Annotated in this window: 16 protein-coding genes; 6 read left to right on the top strand and 10 right to left on the bottom strand. The window is 71.3% G+C overall.

What is annotated here, in order from left to right; genetic code table 11:
• Positions 1 to 40 precede the first annotated feature (40 nt).
• Positions 41 to 1,246 (bottom strand): homoserine O-acetyltransferase MetX, encoded by a 1,206-nt coding sequence (gene metX, locus NCG93_RS10695; RefSeq protein WP_194414045.1) that lies wholly within the window; start codon positions 1,244 to 1,246, stop codon positions 41 to 43.
• Between the two features lie 105 nt (positions 1,247 to 1,351).
• Here metX and NCG93_RS10690 point away from each other — a divergent pair, with 105 nt between their 5' ends.
• Positions 1,352 to 1,594 carry a hypothetical protein gene (locus NCG93_RS10690; protein ID WP_194414044.1) on the top strand — a complete coding sequence of 81 codons (243 nt, stop codon included), beginning with the start codon at positions 1,352 to 1,354 and terminating at the stop codon, positions 1,592 to 1,594.
• A gap of 60 nt (positions 1,595 to 1,654) precedes the next feature.
• On the opposite strand, the gene NCG93_RS10685 is transcribed toward NCG93_RS10690, so the two are convergent.
• Positions 1,655 to 2,977, bottom strand: a complete 1,323-nt coding sequence (locus tag NCG93_RS10685; RefSeq protein ID WP_194414043.1) for a bifunctional o-acetylhomoserine/o-acetylserine sulfhydrylase — start codon at positions 2,975 to 2,977, stop codon at positions 1,655 to 1,657.
• A gap of 296 nt (positions 2,978 to 3,273) precedes the next feature.
• Between NCG93_RS10685 and NCG93_RS10680 the strand changes: the two genes are divergently transcribed.
• The 3 genes from NCG93_RS10680 (at position 3,274) to NCG93_RS10670 (ending at position 5,481) form a co-directional block, all read left to right on the top strand.
• Positions 3,274 to 4,062 (top strand): SDR family oxidoreductase, encoded by a 789-nt coding sequence (locus NCG93_RS10680; RefSeq protein ID WP_194414042.1) that lies wholly within the window; start codon positions 3,274 to 3,276, stop codon positions 4,060 to 4,062.
• An 82-nt stretch (positions 4,063 to 4,144) separates the two neighbouring features.
• On the top strand, positions 4,145 to 4,837 hold the full coding sequence (locus NCG93_RS10675) for a uracil-DNA glycosylase (protein ID WP_194414918.1): 693 nt from the start codon (positions 4,145 to 4,147) through the stop codon (positions 4,835 to 4,837).
• Between the two features lie 32 nt (positions 4,838 to 4,869).
• Positions 4,870 to 5,481: a GNAT family N-acetyltransferase gene (locus NCG93_RS10670; RefSeq protein ID WP_194414041.1), complete on the top strand. Its 612-nt coding sequence runs from the start codon at positions 4,870 to 4,872 to the stop codon at positions 5,479 to 5,481.
• 31 nt (positions 5,482 to 5,512) lie between these two features.
• Here the strand turns inward: NCG93_RS10670 and NCG93_RS10665 are convergent, their stop codons facing one another.
• The 8 genes from NCG93_RS10665 to NCG93_RS10630 form a co-directional block, all read right to left on the bottom strand.
• Positions 5,513 to 6,019, bottom strand: coding sequence for a hypothetical protein (locus NCG93_RS10665; RefSeq protein ID WP_241741841.1), 507 nt, complete (start codon positions 6,017 to 6,019; stop codon positions 5,513 to 5,515).
• Positions 5,997 to 7,067, bottom strand: coding sequence for a M4 family metallopeptidase (locus NCG93_RS10660; protein ID WP_194414040.1), 1,071 nt, complete (start codon positions 7,065 to 7,067; stop codon positions 5,997 to 5,999). The genes NCG93_RS10665 and NCG93_RS10660 overlap by 23 nt, the downstream gene beginning before the upstream one ends.
• Before the next feature lie 651 nt (positions 7,068 to 7,718).
• Positions 7,719 to 8,471 (bottom strand): ABC transporter ATP-binding protein, encoded by a 753-nt coding sequence (locus NCG93_RS10655; RefSeq protein WP_194414916.1) that lies wholly within the window; start codon positions 8,469 to 8,471, stop codon positions 7,719 to 7,721.
• A 41-nt stretch (positions 8,472 to 8,512) separates the two neighbouring features.
• A complete protein-coding gene (locus NCG93_RS10650) occupies positions 8,513 to 9,346 on the bottom strand; it encodes an ATP-binding cassette domain-containing protein (protein WP_194414039.1) in 834 nt (277 codons plus the stop codon).
• Positions 9,343 to 10,194 (bottom strand): ABC transporter permease, encoded by an 852-nt coding sequence (locus NCG93_RS10645; protein ID WP_194414915.1) that lies wholly within the window; start codon positions 10,192 to 10,194, stop codon positions 9,343 to 9,345. The genes NCG93_RS10650 and NCG93_RS10645 overlap by 4 nt, the downstream gene beginning before the upstream one ends.
• Before the next feature lie 167 nt (positions 10,195 to 10,361).
• The gene (locus NCG93_RS10640; RefSeq protein WP_194414038.1) at positions 10,362 to 11,312 is read right to left on the bottom strand and encodes an ABC transporter permease; all 951 of its coding nucleotides are present in this window, start codon (positions 11,310 to 11,312) and stop codon (positions 10,362 to 10,364) included.
• Entirely contained in the window at positions 11,309 to 12,820 is a 1,512-nt protein-coding gene (locus tag NCG93_RS10635) for an ABC transporter substrate-binding protein (RefSeq protein WP_194414037.1), read from the bottom strand. Before NCG93_RS10635 ends, NCG93_RS10640 begins: the two co-directional genes overlap by 4 nt.
• Before the next feature lie 168 nt (positions 12,821 to 12,988).
• Positions 12,989 to 14,107 carry an alpha/beta fold hydrolase gene (locus tag NCG93_RS10630; protein WP_252787510.1) on the bottom strand — a complete coding sequence of 373 codons (1,119 nt, stop codon included), beginning with the start codon at positions 14,105 to 14,107 and terminating at the stop codon, positions 12,989 to 12,991.
• Between the two features lie 67 nt (positions 14,108 to 14,174).
• On the opposite strand from NCG93_RS10630, the gene NCG93_RS10625 reads away from it, so the two are divergent.
• On the top strand, positions 14,175 to 14,684 hold the full coding sequence (locus NCG93_RS10625) for a carboxymuconolactone decarboxylase family protein (protein WP_194414036.1): 510 nt from the start codon (positions 14,175 to 14,177) through the stop codon (positions 14,682 to 14,684).
• Positions 14,681 to 15,436, top strand: a complete 756-nt coding sequence (locus tag NCG93_RS10620; protein ID WP_308212151.1) for a tyrosine-protein phosphatase — start codon at positions 14,681 to 14,683, stop codon at positions 15,434 to 15,436. Before NCG93_RS10625 ends, NCG93_RS10620 begins: the two co-directional genes overlap by 4 nt.

Raw genomic sequence — 15,436 nt, 5'->3', positions numbered from 1 at the left:
GAGGACCGCATGGCGGACGCTGATACCGTCGCGCCGGGATTCAGGACTCGAGCAGGCGCCGGAGGTGCGCGCCGACGGCGTGCGTCTCGATGAGGAAGCCGTCGTGACCGAAGTCGCTCGAGAGCACGACGGCGCGGTCGCCGTCGAGAGTGTGACGGATGCCGCGGGCGATCCGGTGCTGCCCGTCGATCGGGAACAGGCGGTCGCTGTCGATGCCGAGCACGAGCGTCGTGGCGGTGACGAGGGCGAGGGCGTCCTCGACGCCTCCGCGGTCGCGGCCGACATCGTGCGAGTTCATCGCCTCGACGAGCGTGATGTACGAGTTCGCGTCGAAGCGCCGCGTGAACTTGTTGCCGTGGAAGTCGAGGTAGGACTCGACGGCGAAGCGTCCGTCGTGGCCGAGCGGGCTCACACCCGACTGCCAGCTGCGCTGGAACCGCTGATTGAGCTCTGTGGGGGAGCGGTAGTTGAGGAGCGCCATGCGCCGCGCGAGCGCGAGACCGCGGTTCGGGCCGTCGCCGTCTCCCGCGTCGTAGTACTCGCCGCCCTGGAAGCGCGGGTCGATGCGGATGGCCTCCTGCTGCACCGAGTTGAGCGCGATCTGGTCGGCGGTGTTCACCGGCGGCGATGACAGGATGCCCACGCGGGCGACGCGATCGGGCTGCATCACCGCCCACTCGAGAGCGTGCATGCCGCCCATCGATCCGCCCACGACCGCCGCCCAGACGTCGATGCCCAACGCGTCGGCGAGGCGCACCTGGGCGAGGACCTGGTCGCGGATCGTCAGGTACGGGAAGCGCGATGCCCACTCGTAGCCGTCCGGGCCGATGGATGCCGGACCCGTCGAGCCCTGGCATCCGCCCAGCATGTTGGGAGCGATGACGAACCAGCGGTCGGTGTCGATGGGCGCGCCGGGGCCGACGATGTCGTCCCACCAGCCGGAGGTCGGATGCCCTGCCCCCGCCGGTCCGCGGACGTGGCTGTCGCCGGTGAGGGCGTGCAGCACGAGCACGGCGTTGTCGCGAGCGGCGTTCAGCTCGCCCCACGTCTCGTAGGCCAGGCGGTAGGCGGGGAGCTCTCTTCCGCCCTCGGTGCGGAACGAGCCGAAGGCGGCGAAGTGGCGATCGCCGACCGGGTCGCCGTCACGCCAGGCGCCGGTCGCCGGTGGACGCCCCAGCAGCAGTCGGGCGTCGGCCTCCGTCACGGGTGCGCTCGGCACCGTGTCTTCGGAGGTCTGCCAGTCCATTCGTCCATTCTCGCGTGCCGGCGCGGTCGCACGCGGTCTGTTACGGGTGCCCGCGCGGGCGGGATGTGACATGGTCCGTGCACGCGCTCGTGGGATGATGCGCGCATGTCCAGCGCTGAGCCCTTCATGCCCGCCCACGAGCCTTCGCCGTCCGCTCCGCCCGAGGAGCACGACGTCGATCACGACGCCGACGTGCTCTTCGACCCTGCGGACGCCGGCGAGGACGCCGGAGACGCGCAGCCGTGGCACACCGACGCCGCCGCGCCGCCGCTGCCCCGTCCGGTGCCGGGTGCGCATCTCACGCCAGAGCGGCTCGCCGCCGACCTGGCTCCCGAAGACCACGAATGACGGATGCCTCGACCCGGCGCCGTGCGCCGGGTCGAGGCATCCGTTCCCGAGGAGGGATTATCAGGCGCGAGCCGCCTCCGACACGCGCCGGGCCGCCGCGAGCGCCTGCTCGAGGTCGGCCTTGAGGTCGTCGATGTTCTCGAGCCCGACCGACAGACGCACGAGGCCGGGGGTGACGCCGGTCGTGAGCTGCTGCTCCGGGGTGAGCTGCGAGTGCGTCGTCGACGCCGGGTGGATCACGAGCGAGCGCACGTCGCCGATGTTCGCCAGGTGGCTGAACAGCGTCAGCGAGTTGACGAACTCACGGCCCGCCTCGACACCGCCCTTGAGTTCGAACGACAGCACCGCGCCCACGCCCTTCGGGGCGTAGTTGTTCGCGGCGGCGTACCAGGGCGAGGTCGGCAGACCCGAGTAGTTGACCGACGCGACATCGGAGTGGTTCTCGAGCCACTCGGCGATCTCCTGCGCGTTCTGCACGTGGCGCTCCACGCGCAGCGACAGCGTCTCGATGCCCTGGATGAGCAGCCACGCGCTGTTCGGCGAGATCGCGGCACCCAGGTCGCGCAGCAGCTGCACGCGCGCCTTGATGATGTACGCGAGGCCGTCGCCGACCGCCGCGGTGTACGACGCGCCGTGGTACGACGGGTCGGGAACCGTGAGACCCGGGAACTTCTCGACGTTCTTCGACCACTCGAACGTGCCGCCGTCGACGATGACACCGCCGATGGTGGTGCCGTGGCCGCCGAGGAACTTCGTCGCGGAGTGGACGATGATGTCGGCGCCGTGCTCGAACGGCTTGATGAGGTACGGCGTGGCGATCGTGTTGTCCACGATGAGCGGCACGCCGTTCTCGTGCGCGACGTCCGCGACGGTGCGGATGTCGAGCACGTTGATCTTCGGGTTGCCGATCGTCTCGGCGAAGAAGAGCTTCGTGTTCGGCCGGACGGCGCGGCGCCACTCCTCGGCGTCGTCCTGGTTCTCGACGAACGTCGTCTCGATGCCGAGCTTGGCCAGCGTGTACTTGAAGAGGTTGTACGTGCCGCCGTAGATCGAGCTCGACGACACGATGTGGTCGCCGGACTCCGCGATGTTGAGGACGGCGGAGGTGGCCGCCGCCTGGCCGCTCGCGAGGAGCAGCGCGCCGGTGCCGCCCTCGAGCGCGGCGAGGCGCTCCTCGACGACCGCCTGCGTCGGGTTCTGGATGCGCGTGTAGATGTTGCCGAACTCCGCGAGGGCGAAGAGGTTCGCCGCGTGGTCGGCGTTGTCGAAGACGTACGACGTGGTCTGGTAGATCGGCGTCGCGCGAGCCTTCGTCACCGGATCGGGCTGGGCCCCCGAGTGGATCTGCTTGGTCTCGAAACGCCAGTTCTCGGGTGCGGACATGGCTTGGCTCCTGCGGGATCGGATGCCGGGAGCAGGCGCCCCCAGCCGGGTTCGACAGTACGGATCCACCGGTGTTGTCAACAACCCCCGGGAAATGTGACGTAACCTCCCGCGGTTCCGCTCCCCGCGCCTCCCCCTGCCGGGCCCCGCCCGCGCGCCGACTTGCCCCCCGGGCGTTGACTTGGCGTATATGTACGCGACACGCCGGAGTGTCGCGTACATATACGCCAAGTCAACGTGATGGGAGGTCGACGGGGCGGAGGGGAGGACGGGCCGCAGGTGGGTAGCGTGGGGGCATGGCGAACAGACGTGCAGTGGTGACCGGCGCGAGCTCGGGGATCGGTGAAGCCGCGGTGCGCGCGCTGCGCGCGACGGGCTGGGACGTGGTGGGCGTGGCGCGACGCGCCGACCGGCTCGCGGCCCTGGAGGCCGAGACCGGTGCGGGAGCGTTCGCCGCCGATCTGACGAGCGACGCCGATGTGGAGGCACTCGCCACGTTCCTCGCCGAGACGGGGCCGCTCCACGCGCTCGTGCACGTCGCCGGCGGCGCGCGGGGCACCGATCGCGTCGAGGACGGTCGCGTCGAGGACTGGCAGTGGATGTTCGAGGCCAACGTCCTCTCGGCCCAGCGCCTCGTCTCGGCGCTGCTGCCGCAGCTGCGGCGGGGCGCGGCATCCGACGGTCATGCCGACACCCTCTTCGTCACCTCCACCGCCGCGCAGACCGCGTACGCCGGCGGCTCCGGCTACAACGCGGCCAAGGCGGGCGAGGCGATGCTCGCGCACGCGCTCCGCCTCGAGCTCAACGGCGAGCCGATCCGCGTCGTGGAGGTCGCCCCGGGCATGGTGCACACGCCGGAGTTCACTCTGAATCGCCTCGGCGGCGACAGCGCCGCCGCGGAGCGCGTGTACGACGGCGTCGACAACCCGCTCACCGCCGAAGACGTGGCCGACGTGATCGCCTACGCCCTCAACGCGCCCGGCCACGTGAACCTCGACCTCATCACGATGCGGCCGGTGGCGCAGTCCGCGCAGTACCTCCTCGCCCGCGGTCCGCTGCGTCCTCGCGGCACGGAGGAGCTGTGATCCAGACCGCGGGCACGATCGCCGCCTCGACGGCGGACGCTGTCGCACGTTCCGCCGGCCGTAGGCGGACCGTGAGCTCGTGATGGCCCTCACGCTGCCGGAGCTCGCCGACGCGGGCCTCATGGACCCCGACTGGTCGGCCGCGCTCGCGCCCGTGGCGCCCGACATCGCCGCGCTCGGCGACCGCCTGCGCGCCGAGGTCGCCGAAGGCCGTCACTACCTGCCGGCGGGGGACCGGGTGCTGCGCGCGTTCCAGCGGCCGCTGCCCGACGTCAAGGTGCTCATCGTCGGTCAGGACCCGTACCCCACGCCTGGGCACCCGATCGGGCTGTCGTTCGCCGTCGATGCGCACGTCCGTCCGCTGCCGCGGAGTCTTGCCAACATCTACCAGGAGCTCGAGGCCGACCTCGGCATCCCGCGCGCCCCGCACGGTGACCTGTCGGCGTGGAGCGACCAGGGCGTCATGCTGCTGAACCGCGTCCTCACCGTCGCGCCCGGGGCTCCGGCATCCCATCGCGGGTGGGGCTGGGAGAAGGTGACCGAGCACGCCATCCGCACGCTCGTCGCGCGCGACCGGCCGCTCGTGGCCATCCTGTGGGGGAGGGATGCTGCGAACCTGCGCCCGCTGCTCGGAACGACGCCGATCATCGAGTCGGCGCACCCGTCGCCGTTGTCGGCGAGCCGTGGCTTCTTCGGATCGCGGCCGTTCTCGCGTGCCAACGAGCTGCTCGCGCAGCAGGGCGCGGCCCCCGTCGACTGGCAGCTGCCCGCATAGACCGGGCGTCCCGCAGAAAGCAGGAGGAGCGCATGCTCGAGGAGGAATACGAGAAGGACCGGCGGCGTCTGCCGCGGCATCTCCAGCGTCGGCCCGAGCCCGAGCGCCCCTTCTCGTTCCGCATCCGGCCGGTCGAAGACCGCGATATGCCCGACATCCGCGAGATCTACAACTACTACGTGACCAATTCCGTGGTCACCTTCGACGAGAAGACCTGGTCGGTCGGCCAGTGGCGCAAGAAGCGCGACCGCCTCGCCAAGCAGGGGCTGCCGTTCCTCGTGGCGGAGTCGCCCTCGGGCCAGATCCTCGGCTATGCGCTGGTGCAGCCGATGTCGAGCAAGTCGGCCTACCGCTACTCCGTCGAGAACTCCATCTACCTCGGGCAGGCGGCGACCGGGAAGGGACTCGGAAAGGCGCTGCTCGAGGCCCTCATCGAGGCCAGTGAAGCCGTCGGCATCCGCCAGATGGTCGCCGTGATCAGCGACAAGGGCGCCGAGGGCTCCATCGCCCTGCACGAGAAGCTCGGCTTCGTCGAAGTCGGCCGCATGGGACGCGTCGGATTCAAGTTCGGGCGCTGGCTCGGAACGATCTACATGCAGAAAGCGCTCAACCCGCCGAAGAAGAAAGGCATCTTCAGCCGCTGACTCGGCATGCCGCTGCCTCAGCGCCGCTGACTCAACGGCCGGGGCGCTCGGAACCGGCAGACCCGCTCCGGCGGCTCCACTGCCGAACGGCCTCGACGAGTTCGCGCCAGGCACCGACGAGCTCGTCGTCGTGCAGCTCTGCCTCACGGGCATCCGCTCCCGACCAGCTCGCTCGGATGAACCACACGAAGCCGTCGGGCATCGGGTTGCGGGACTCACCGACCCCCGCGCGGCCGGCGGTGGACGTTGCCGCGGACCGCTCGGCCGCCGCGCCGTCCGGGGCGCCCACGTCGACGGCTGCGCCGGCAACCGGATGCGGGTGTACGTCGTGCCAGGGGCAGCGATCGATGAGCGAGATCCATTCGGATGCCTCGCCCTCGGGCGGCTGGGCCGTCCACCGGCGGGTCATGCCGGCGATGCCGCCGGTGCGCGCGACGTCGACCTCGACGGCGGGCGCGGGGTCGGACCCGGCCTCGGGGGTCGGGTCGGCGCTGGGCGGGTCGGCCCGGGGTGGTTCAGGCGTCGGGTTCTGGGTCATCCGGGATCACGCCGACGTCCGACCACCCGGCGCGGACGGCGTCGACCTCCTCCGAGTTCTCACCGTACTCCGTGGTCGCGGCCGCGATGGTGGCACGGGCGAACGTGGTGAAGTCCGCCGTCGACGGCACCGTGCCGGAGGTGAGCGCGCGATACCAGATGAGTCCGGCCCGCTCCCACGCGTGGCCGCCGAGCGCGGTGGCGACGAGGTAGAACGCGTGGTTCGGGATGCCGGAGTTGATGTGCACCCCGCCGTTGTCGTCGCGCGTGTCGACGTAGTCGCGCATGTGGGCCGGCTGCGGGTCCTTGCCGAGCACGTCGTCGTCGTACGCCGTGCCGGGCGCCGCAAGGGAGCGCAGCGCGCGCCCCTGCACAGCATCCGTGAAGATGCCCTCGCCGATGAGCCAGCTCGCCCCGTCGGCCGTCTGCCCCTCGCGATGCTGCTCGGCCAGCGCGCCGAACACGTCGGCGATGGACTCGTTGAGCGCCCCGGACTGGCCGCGGTAGAGGAGCCCGCCTTCGTCCTCCACGACGCCGTGGGCGAGCTCGTGCGCGATGACGCTGAGAGAGCCCGTGAAACCGCGGAACACCTCGTCGTCGCCGTCGCCGAACACCATGCGCTCGCCGTTCCAGAACGCGTTGTCGTAGTCGCGGCCGTAGTGCACCGTCGCGAGCAGCGAGCTTCCCGCGCCGTCGATGCTGTCGCGGGCGAATGCGTCCCACCAGAAGTCGTAGGTGGCCCCGAGCCCGTCGAAGGCCTCGTCGACGGCGGCGTCGCCGGTCGCGGGGTCGTCCTCGGCGCGGACGCGCACGCCGGGCACCACCTCGCGCCCCTGGGCGTCGGAGATCTCGCGGTCGGGAGCCGGGGTCGTCTCGGCCACGAGCGTGCCCGGCTCGGGGATCGACAGGCGCAGTCGCGTGCGTTCGGGGTGGTACGGGCGCGGGGCGGCGAGCGTCGAGCGGGCCGCCTCGGCCGCGCGCGCCCAGCCCTCCTCCTGCACGGCGGCGATACGGGCGAGCAGGTACGGCGGAACGATTCCGGGGGCCATGCTCCGAACCTATCGGCGGCCGCCGACGCCGGCTCCCGCCCCGCCGACGGGGCGCGGACACGTCCCTCCGCCGCGCTTCACCGGGCGTGCGCACGTTTTGGCGAGTCGCCAAGAGCTGCGGGCTGGCGCGCACTTGTTGGCGAGTCGCCAAGAACCGCGGCCTGGGGCGCGCTTGTTGGCGAGTCGCCAAGACGCGTGGCGCATCTTCGTCGTTCTTGGCGAGTCGCCAGGGTCGGCCGTAGGTGCATGCGGCCGAGTCGCCAATAGGTGCTGCCTGCGGTGCACGTTTTGGCGAGTCGCCAAGACGCGTGAGGCATCTTCGTCGTTCTTGGCGAGTCGCCAGGTTCGGGTCGTGGGCACATGCGGCCGAGTCGCCAAGAGCTGCTGCCTGCGGTGCACGTCTTGGCGAGTCGCCAGGAACCGCGGTCTGGCGCGCACTTGTTGGCGAGTCGCCAAGACGCGTGGGGCATCTTCGTCGTTCTTGGCGAGTCGCCAGGGTCGGCCGTAGGTGCATGCGGCCGACTCGCCAAGAACCGCGGCCTGGGGCGCGCTTGTTGGCGAGTCGCCAAGAACGGGCTCGAGGCGGGGGCGGGCGGGTACCGGGGGTGGGGCGGGGGTGGGTGGGAACCGCGGGGGAGGCGGGGGCTCAGCTCACGCGCTGTCGGCGTCGATGACGGGGATCGAGGCCAGCAGCCGCCGGGTGTACGCGACCTGGGGCTGCAGGAGCACCTTCTCGGTGGGGCCCTCCTCGACGATGCGGCCGTCCTTCATGACGACCACCTCGTCGCACAGGTTCTGCACCACGCCGATGTCGTGCGAGACCAGCAGGAGGGTGAGCCCGTCGCGCTGTCGCAGCTCGCCGAGCAGCTCGAGGATCTGGGCGCGCACCGTGACGTCGAGCGCCGAGAGCGGCTCGTCGCCGACGAGCAGACGCGGCCGATGCACGATGGCGCGGGCGAGGGCGATGCGCTGCCGCTGGCCGCCCGAGAACTCGTGGGGGAAGCGGTCCGCCATGCCCGCTTCGAGTCCCACATCGGCGAGCACCTCGCGCACGCGCGCCCGGCGGTCGCCCTCGATGCCGAGCGCCCACAGCGGCTCGCCGACGATGCGGCCCACGCTCATGCGCGGGTCGAGCGAGGCATAGGGGTCCTGGAAGACGATGCCGGTCTCACGCCGCAGCCAGTGCAGCGACCGCGCCGAGGCGGTGGCGTCGACCGGGCGTCCGTCGAATTCGACGGTGCCGGAAGAAGGCGTGTCGAGCGCCAGCAGCAGACGGACGAGGGTCGACTTGCCCGATCCGGACTCGCCGATGAGGCCGACCGACGTGCCCTCGCGCACGTCGATGTCGGCATCCTCCAGTCCCGTCGCGAAGCTGCGACTCTCGAACAGCTGCGTCTTCGGCACGGGGTAGCGGCGCGTCAGCCCGCGGCCACGGATGAGCACGCTCACGCTGTTCGCTCCGACCCGTCGCCACGAGCCTCCGGTGCGCCCGATCCGTTCGTCGGCGGGCGCCACAGCGTGGCAGTCGCGTCGCGGAGCAGCTCCTGCGTCACCACGGATGCCGGAGCGGACAGCAGCTGCGCCACGGGCGCCTGCTCGACCACGCGGCCGTGCTCGAGCACCACGCCGTGCGTGGCGATCTGGGACAGCACGGCGAGGTCGTGGGTGATGAAGACGAGCGACATGCCGTCGTCGCGTACGAGGGACAGGAGAAGGTCGAGGATCTCGGCCTGGATCGTGACGTCGAGCGCCGTCGTCGGCTCGTCGGCGATGAGCAGCCGCGGCCGGCACGCGAGTGCCATGGCGATCGCGACCCGCTGTCGCTGGCCGCCCGACAACTGATGCGGATAGCGGGCCACGATGCGGTCGGGGTCGGGGAGGGCGACGCGTGCTGCCTCCGCGACCGCGCGGGCCGCGGCATCCCGTTTCGAAAGTCCCTCGTGGATGCGGATCGACTCGGCGATCTGCCGGCCGACGGTGCGGATCGGGTTGAGCGCGGTGCGCGGCTCCTGGAAGACGATGCCGATCTCGTCGCCGCGCAGCTGCGCCAACTCGCGGTCGGGAAGGCCCAGGATCTCGCGGCCGTTCCACCGCACGCTGCCGCCGGCCGTCGCGCCGTCCGGCAGCAGCCCGAGGATGGCGAGCGCAGTCAGCGACTTGCCCGACCCCGACTCGCCGATGAGGCCCAGCCGCGCGCCGTCGGGCACGTCGAACGAGACGCCGTCGACGACGCGGCGCCCGCCGATCTCGACGGTGAGGTCGTGCACCTCGAGGCTCATGACACCACCTCGGGGATGTGCAGGCGCGCACGGCGCGTCGCGAAGGGGCTGCGCGAGAGTGTGGGATCGGTGGCCTCGCGCAAGCCGTCGCCGAGCAGGTTGAGACCCAGGACCGTGAGCGTGATGGCGAGCCCCGGCCACACCACCGACAGCGGATGCACGGCGATGAACTGCTGCAGCTGCGCGAGCAGGAGACCCCACGACGGCTCGGTCACCGGCGCGCCGAAGCCCAGATACGACAGCCCGGCCTCGGCGAGCACCGCCACCGCCATGCCCCACGAGAGCTGCACGATGAACACCGGCGCGACGTTGGGCAGCAGGTGCCGCCAGAGGTTCTGCGCCGGGGTGAGTCCCGACGCGCGTCCCGCGAGCACGAAGTCGCTCTGCAGAACGCGTCGGAGCTCCGGCCGCGTGACGCGGGCGATGTTCACGCCGAAGCCGATGCCGACCGCCCAGATCACGACCCACAGCGACCCTCCCCATACCGCCGAGATCATCATCGCGATGATGAGCACGGGGAACGCGATGAGGATGTCGACGAGGACCGCCACCGACTCACGCACCCACCTCGTGGTCAGCGCGCCGAGCGCGGCGAAGGAGATGCCGATCACCGTGGCCACGATCCCGGCGCCGACGGCCACGAACACGGTGGTGCGGGCGCCGGCCATCAGCAGGCTCAGGATGTCGCGGCCCGATCCGTCGGTGCCGAGCAGGTGCGGCCAGCCGGGCGGCGCCCAGCGGTCCGAGATCTCGACCTGCTGCGGGTCGAACGGCGTCCAGAAGCTCGCGACCACCGCCGTCACCACCACCACTGCGACGACGATCAGGCCGAACCGGCCGGTCGACAGTGCCCAGAGGCGTCCGAGCCACGCCCACCTCGACGGACGCCGAGCCGCCGTCCGTGCGGGGTCCGCGGCATCCGTCGTCCCTGTCGGCGCCGGCGTGGCGGTGCCCGAGCCGGTCGGAGAGCCCACGGGGTCTGCGACGTCACCCGTGCCCGGGCCGGTCGAAGAGCTCACGACGCCTCCCGCTGCCGGGGGTCGATCACGCGGTGCAGCAGGTCGACCACGAACCCGACGATCATCACGAACCCGGTGAGCGCGAGCAGCTCGCCCTGCACCTTGGGGAGGTCCCGTGCCGCGACGTCGGCGACCAGCATGCGCCCGATGCCGGGGAGTGAGAAGAGCTGCTCGATGATGACCGCACCGACGATGATGCCTGCCACCTGCAGGCCGAGCACCGTGATCACCGACAGGCCCACGACGGGCAGGCCATGGCGGATGAGCGCCTGGTCGCGCGTGAGGCCCTTCGCGGCGGCGGTGCGCACGAAGTCCTGCCCGACCGCCTGGAGCGTCGCGCTGCGCACGAAGCGCAGCAGCATCGCCCCCTCGACGATGCCGATCGTGAGCGCCGGGAGGATGAGCGCTCGCAGCGCCGCCCCCGGGTCGCTCCAGCCGGCGCGGGGGAAGCCCTGGGCGGGAAGCCATCCGAGCCACACGGCGAAGACCACCACGAGCATCATGCCCGCCCATACGACCGGTACCGCCGCGAGAGCCTGTGCACCCACGTTCAGCGCCGTGCCGTCGGAGCGGCCGCGCCGCATCGCCGAGAGCACGCCGAGCGGAACGCTGATCACGACAGCGATGAGGAGCGACAGGATGCCGAGGGGCACCGTCACCTCGGCCTTCTGGGCCAGTTCGTCCACGACGCGCGAGCCGGTCAGGAGGGAGGTGCCCAGATCGCCGCGGAGGAGCCCGCCGACCCAGTCGAGATACTGGGCCGGCAGCGGCCGGTCCAGCCCGAGCCGCTCCCGGATCGCCTCCTGCTGCTCCGGGCTCGAGCCGACACCGGCGATCAGATGGGCGATGTCACCCGGCAGCACCCGGAGTGTGACGAAGATGAGCACGCTGGCGACGAGAAGCCCGAGCAGAAGCAGGGCCAACCGGGTCAGCGCGTACCGGATCACCCGTTGCTCTTGGCGATCTCGGCGATGTTCAGGCGCTCGTTCACGTTGATCGAGGGCATACCGGTGATGTTAGTGCCGACCGCGACGACCGAGGCGCCGTTGTACAGCCAGTCGGCGCCCGCGTCCTCCGACACGATGCGGGCCGCCTGCTGCAGAAGGTCGGCCGCCTCCGCCGGGTCGGTGGCCGCGAGGGACTGGGCGAACAGGTCCTGCACCTCGGGGTTGTCGTAGGTGAAGTAGTACTCCGGGTCGGCCCAGTTCTCGAAGTCGTGTGCCTCGGTGTGCAGCACGAAACTCAGGTCGTAGTCGTGATTGGTGTAGACGTCGGTGAGCCAGGTGGTGAAGTCGACCGAGTTCACGTCGAGGGTGATGCCGACCTCGTCGAGGTCCGACACCAGGATCTGCGGGATCGTCGTCGAGTAGAAGCTCGGGATCGTGAGCGTGAGCTCGAGGTCCTCCGCGCCGGCCTCCTCGAGCAGGGCCTTCGCAGCCTCCGGGTCGTAGGGGGCGACGTCCGAAAGGTCCTCGTAGCCGGGGTCGAGCTCGGGGATGGGGCCGTACTGCGTCTGCCCCGAGCCGAGCGCCTCGATGATGGCGTCGTGGTCGATCGCCTGACGGATCGCCTGGCGCACCCGCTTGTCGGCCAGCGGGCCGGAGGTCTGGTTGAACGCGAGCGTGCCCTTGTCGGTGGACTTGCCGAGCACCAGCGAGAAGTCGCCGTTCGCCTCGACCTGGTCCTTGAGGTTCGCGTCGAAGCCGGTGAGCACGTCGACCTCACCCGCCAGCGCCGCGTTGAGCGCGGCCTGATTGTCGGGGATGTAGTCGAACACCACCTCCGCGGCGCCTGCCGGCTCGCCCCAGTACGCGTCGTTGCGCGTGAGCGTGATGCTGTCGCCCTGGCGCCAGTCGTCCAGCACGAACGGACCCGTGCCGTTCGCCGCGGTCTGGTAGTCGACGGTGTCACCCTCCTTGAGCACGATGCCCGCGCGTCCGGTGAGATTCCACAGCAGCGTCGAGTCGGGCGCGCTCAGGGTGAGGCTGATGTCCTGCCCGTCCGCCACGATCGACGTGACGTTCGCGAGCCGCGACGAGTCGCGCCACTCGGGGGTGTCGCGGCGGGTCGTGAGCGACCAGACGACGTCCTGGGGGGTCAGCGGCTGCCCGTCGTGGAAGGTGACGCCTTCGCGCAGCGTGAAGGTGTAGGTGAGGCCGTCCGGCGACACGGTCCAGTCGCTCGCGAGCGCCGGCACGATGTCCTGCTCGGGCGTGCGCGAGACGAGCCCCTGGTAGATGTTGTCGACGAGGATCTGGTCGAGCGCCGAGCCCGCCGTCTCGCGGATGTCGAGGTTCCCAGGCTCCAGCACCAGCCGGATCGCGACCGACGCGTCCGGGTCGGGCTCGCCTGTCGCGGTGGGCGCGGCGTCGCCGCCACCGCCGGTGCAGGCGGTGAGCGCGAGAAGGCCGGCGGCCAGGAGCGCAGCGGTGGCGAGGGTGGTGCGGCGGAGCATGGAGGTCCTTTCGGGGAGGGTCCCGGTGCTGTGCGGCGACTGCTGCCCTGTGGGGCGAGTGCGGTGTGGTCTGGCGACGGGCCGATGGGGGCGGCGCCGGTGCGGGTAACAGCCTAGAGACATCGCACTGGTGAACGGCAACCAGCTACTCGGAACGCAACAGAAGCGTTAGGGCTTCCCGTCATCGCGGAATCGACCCGTTCCGTCCCCACCGGCCAGCGTGCGCAGACGCCCGCCGAGCTCGATCGGGATCTCCTCCTGCACGTTGTGGCCCGACGAGACCGTGACGACGGATGCCTCGGGCACGCGTCGAAGGAACTCTGCCGCGTCCTCCTCCGTGACGTAGCCGCGCTCGCCGCGGATGAGCGTCGTCGGGACGGCGACGCCGGCGAGATCCTGCCAGCCGGACTCGCCGAGCACCGAGGTGACGGCATCCTGCCCTTCGACAGGCTCAGGGACCGGCTGCTGCTCGGGGACCGGCTGCTGCTCGGGGACCGGCTGCTGCTCGGGGACCGGCTGCTGCTCGGGGACCGGCTGCTGCTCGGGGACCGGTTGCGCTTGCGCGCCGACCGGTTGCTGAGCCTGTCGAAGCACGGACGGTGTCGACGCCGCGTTGGCGAGGTGCGCGAAGTGGTGCTTCCACTCGACGCGTCCGTCGGAGCGGACGCGCGAGTTGAAGTACACGCCTCGCTCGGCCTTTCGCCGCGTGCCGCCGCCGAGTCCGAACGACAGGGCGCGGTCGACGAGCTCGTCCCGCGACGCCCAGTCCACCGGGCCTGCGAAGAAGTCGCGGATCTGGGTCGGACCGGCGTTCGGGTCGATGCCCGGTGTGATGTCGATGACGACGAGCTCGCGCACGAGCTCCGGACGGGATGCCGCCACCGCCGCGGCGGTGAGCCCGCCGAGCGACTGCCCCACGAGCAGCTGCGGCGCGTCGGTCCACGCCGCGATCCCGGCGGCCACGTCGGGGGCGAGCACGCGGGCGACATAGGCGAGGTCGTCGCGCCACGACGAGTCGCCGTGCCCGGGCAGATCGACGGCGAGGGCGGGAAGCCCGAGCGCGAGGATCGTCGTGTCCCACGTGTGGGCGTTGAGGCCGGCGCCGTGGAGGAAGGTCACGACGGGTGCGGCGTCGGGCGCGTCGGCGGGGGAGTAGCGCAGGGCACTCAGCGTGCGGCCGTCGGGCAGGTCCAGGGTCAGACGCTCGCCGTGGGGCGCGGGGGCGTCGATGCCGGCTTCTCCCGCCTGCTCGGACAGGAACGAGAACTCGTCGATGGGGTCGCTCACCCGCTCATCATGCCGCACCGGCAGCGGGGTCGGCCCGTCCCGGTCGAGCCCTCGGTAGTCTGGCGTCATGACGGCAGAACACCGCGTGCACCTCTCGCGGGCGGCTCGACCCGCCTACCAGGCGCTCTCCGCATTCTCGAAGACAGTGGGCGGCATCGCTGCGGAGAACGGCATCGACGACCGGCTCAAGGAGCTCGTCCAGATCCACGCCTCGCAGCTGAACGGCTGCGCCTATTGCGTGCGCGTGCACGTCGAACGGGCGGTCGCCGCCGGGGTGACGGCGGACGACATCGCGCAGCTCCCGGTGTGGCGGGAGTCCGGCGTCTTCTCCGATCGCGAGCGCGCCGCCCTGGAGTTGGCGGAGGCCTACGTCTTCATCCACGAGGACGGCATTCCCGACGACGTCTACGACAGCGTCGGGGGCGTGCTCAGCGAGAAGGAGTACGTCGCCATCAGCTGGATCCTCGTGGCGATCAACGCGTTCAACCGCATTGCCATCGCCGGTCGCTACAGCACGCCGCCGCGCGACGACCTGGTCGGCGAAGACAAGGACGCCGCCGCCGGCGCCGCGTGGTGACCGTCCCCTCGCCGGGCGGAGGAGATGCGCTGCCGGCGGACCCGTCGGTGCCGGGCGCGATGAACCTCCGCGACGTCGGAGGCCTGCGCGCAGGCTCGACGTCGACGCGTCACGGCGTGCTGTACCGGTCGGGCAATCTCGCCCGGCTCGACGCCGGCGGTACGCGGGCGCTGGCCGAGCTGGGGCTTCGGCGGATCATCGACCTGCGCGCCGATGACGAGGTGGCGCGCGAGCCGAGCCGCATCGACGGCCTGGATCTCGTCACGCAGCGGGTTCCGCTCTTCCTCGGCTCGGTCGAGTCGTTCTTCCGTGACGACCTCACCCTCGATGAGATGTACCGGCGCCTGGTCGACGATTCGTCCGAGGGCGTCGTGGCAGTCGTCCGCGGCATCCTGGCCGACCAGCCGGTGCTCGTGCACTGCACAGTCGGCAAGGACCGCACCGGCGTGACGATCGCGCTCACGCTCGCCGCTGCCGGCGTCGACACCGAGGCCGTCGTCGGCGACTACGCGCGCACCGAGGGTCTGCTCCCGCCGCGACGCAATCGCAAGATCGTCGAGCTGCTGCGCTCGCAGCACCCCGAGGCGGTCCACCTCGAAGACCTGGCGACGCGGTCGCCGGCGCCGGTCATGCGCGCCCTCCTCGAGGACGTCGGCCACCGCTACGGCTCGGCCGAGGAGTACCTGCGTGCCCACGGCCTCGCCGACGACGAGATCGTCGAGCTGCGCCGCGTGCTGCTGACGCACGCGTGA

The organism is Microbacterium yannicii (genome assembly GCF_024055635.1).
GTDB classification, from domain to species: Bacteria; Actinomycetota; Actinomycetes; order Actinomycetales; family Microbacteriaceae; genus Microbacterium; species Microbacterium yannicii.
The sequence above is the reverse complement of the archived record's forward strand: the minus strand, read 5'-3'. Positions and strand labels throughout refer to the sequence as shown.

Coding starts and splice junctions, on each gene's coding strand:
- NCG93_RS10690 (WP_194414044.1), top strand. CDS start 1,352: ATGTCCAGCGCTGAGCCCTTCATGCCCGCCCACGAGCCTTCGCCGTCC.
- metX (WP_194414045.1), bottom strand. CDS start 1,246: ATGGACTGGCAGACCTCCGAAGACACGGTGCCGAGCGCACCCGTGACG.
- NCG93_RS10650 (WP_194414039.1), bottom strand. CDS start 9,346: ATGAGCCTCGAGGTGCACGACCTCACCGTCGAGATCGGCGGGCGCCGC.
- NCG93_RS10685 (WP_194414043.1), bottom strand. CDS start 2,977: ATGTCCGCACCCGAGAACTGGCGTTTCGAGACCAAGCAGATCCACTCG.
- NCG93_RS10660 (WP_194414040.1), bottom strand. CDS start 7,067: ATGGCCCCCGGAATCGTTCCGCCGTACCTGCTCGCCCGTATCGCCGCC.
- NCG93_RS10625 (WP_194414036.1), top strand. CDS start 14,175: ATGACGGCAGAACACCGCGTGCACCTCTCGCGGGCGGCTCGACCCGCC.
- NCG93_RS10665 (WP_241741841.1), bottom strand. CDS start 6,019: ATGACCCAGAACCCGACGCCTGAACCACCCCGGGCCGACCCGCCCAGC.
- NCG93_RS10670 (WP_194414041.1), top strand. CDS start 4,870: ATGCTCGAGGAGGAATACGAGAAGGACCGGCGGCGTCTGCCGCGGCAT.
- NCG93_RS10675 (WP_194414918.1), top strand. CDS start 4,145: ATGGCCCTCACGCTGCCGGAGCTCGCCGACGCGGGCCTCATGGACCCC.
- NCG93_RS10635 (WP_194414037.1), bottom strand. CDS start 12,820: ATGCTCCGCCGCACCACCCTCGCCACCGCTGCGCTCCTGGCCGCCGGC.
- NCG93_RS10680 (WP_194414042.1), top strand. CDS start 3,274: ATGGCGAACAGACGTGCAGTGGTGACCGGCGCGAGCTCGGGGATCGGT.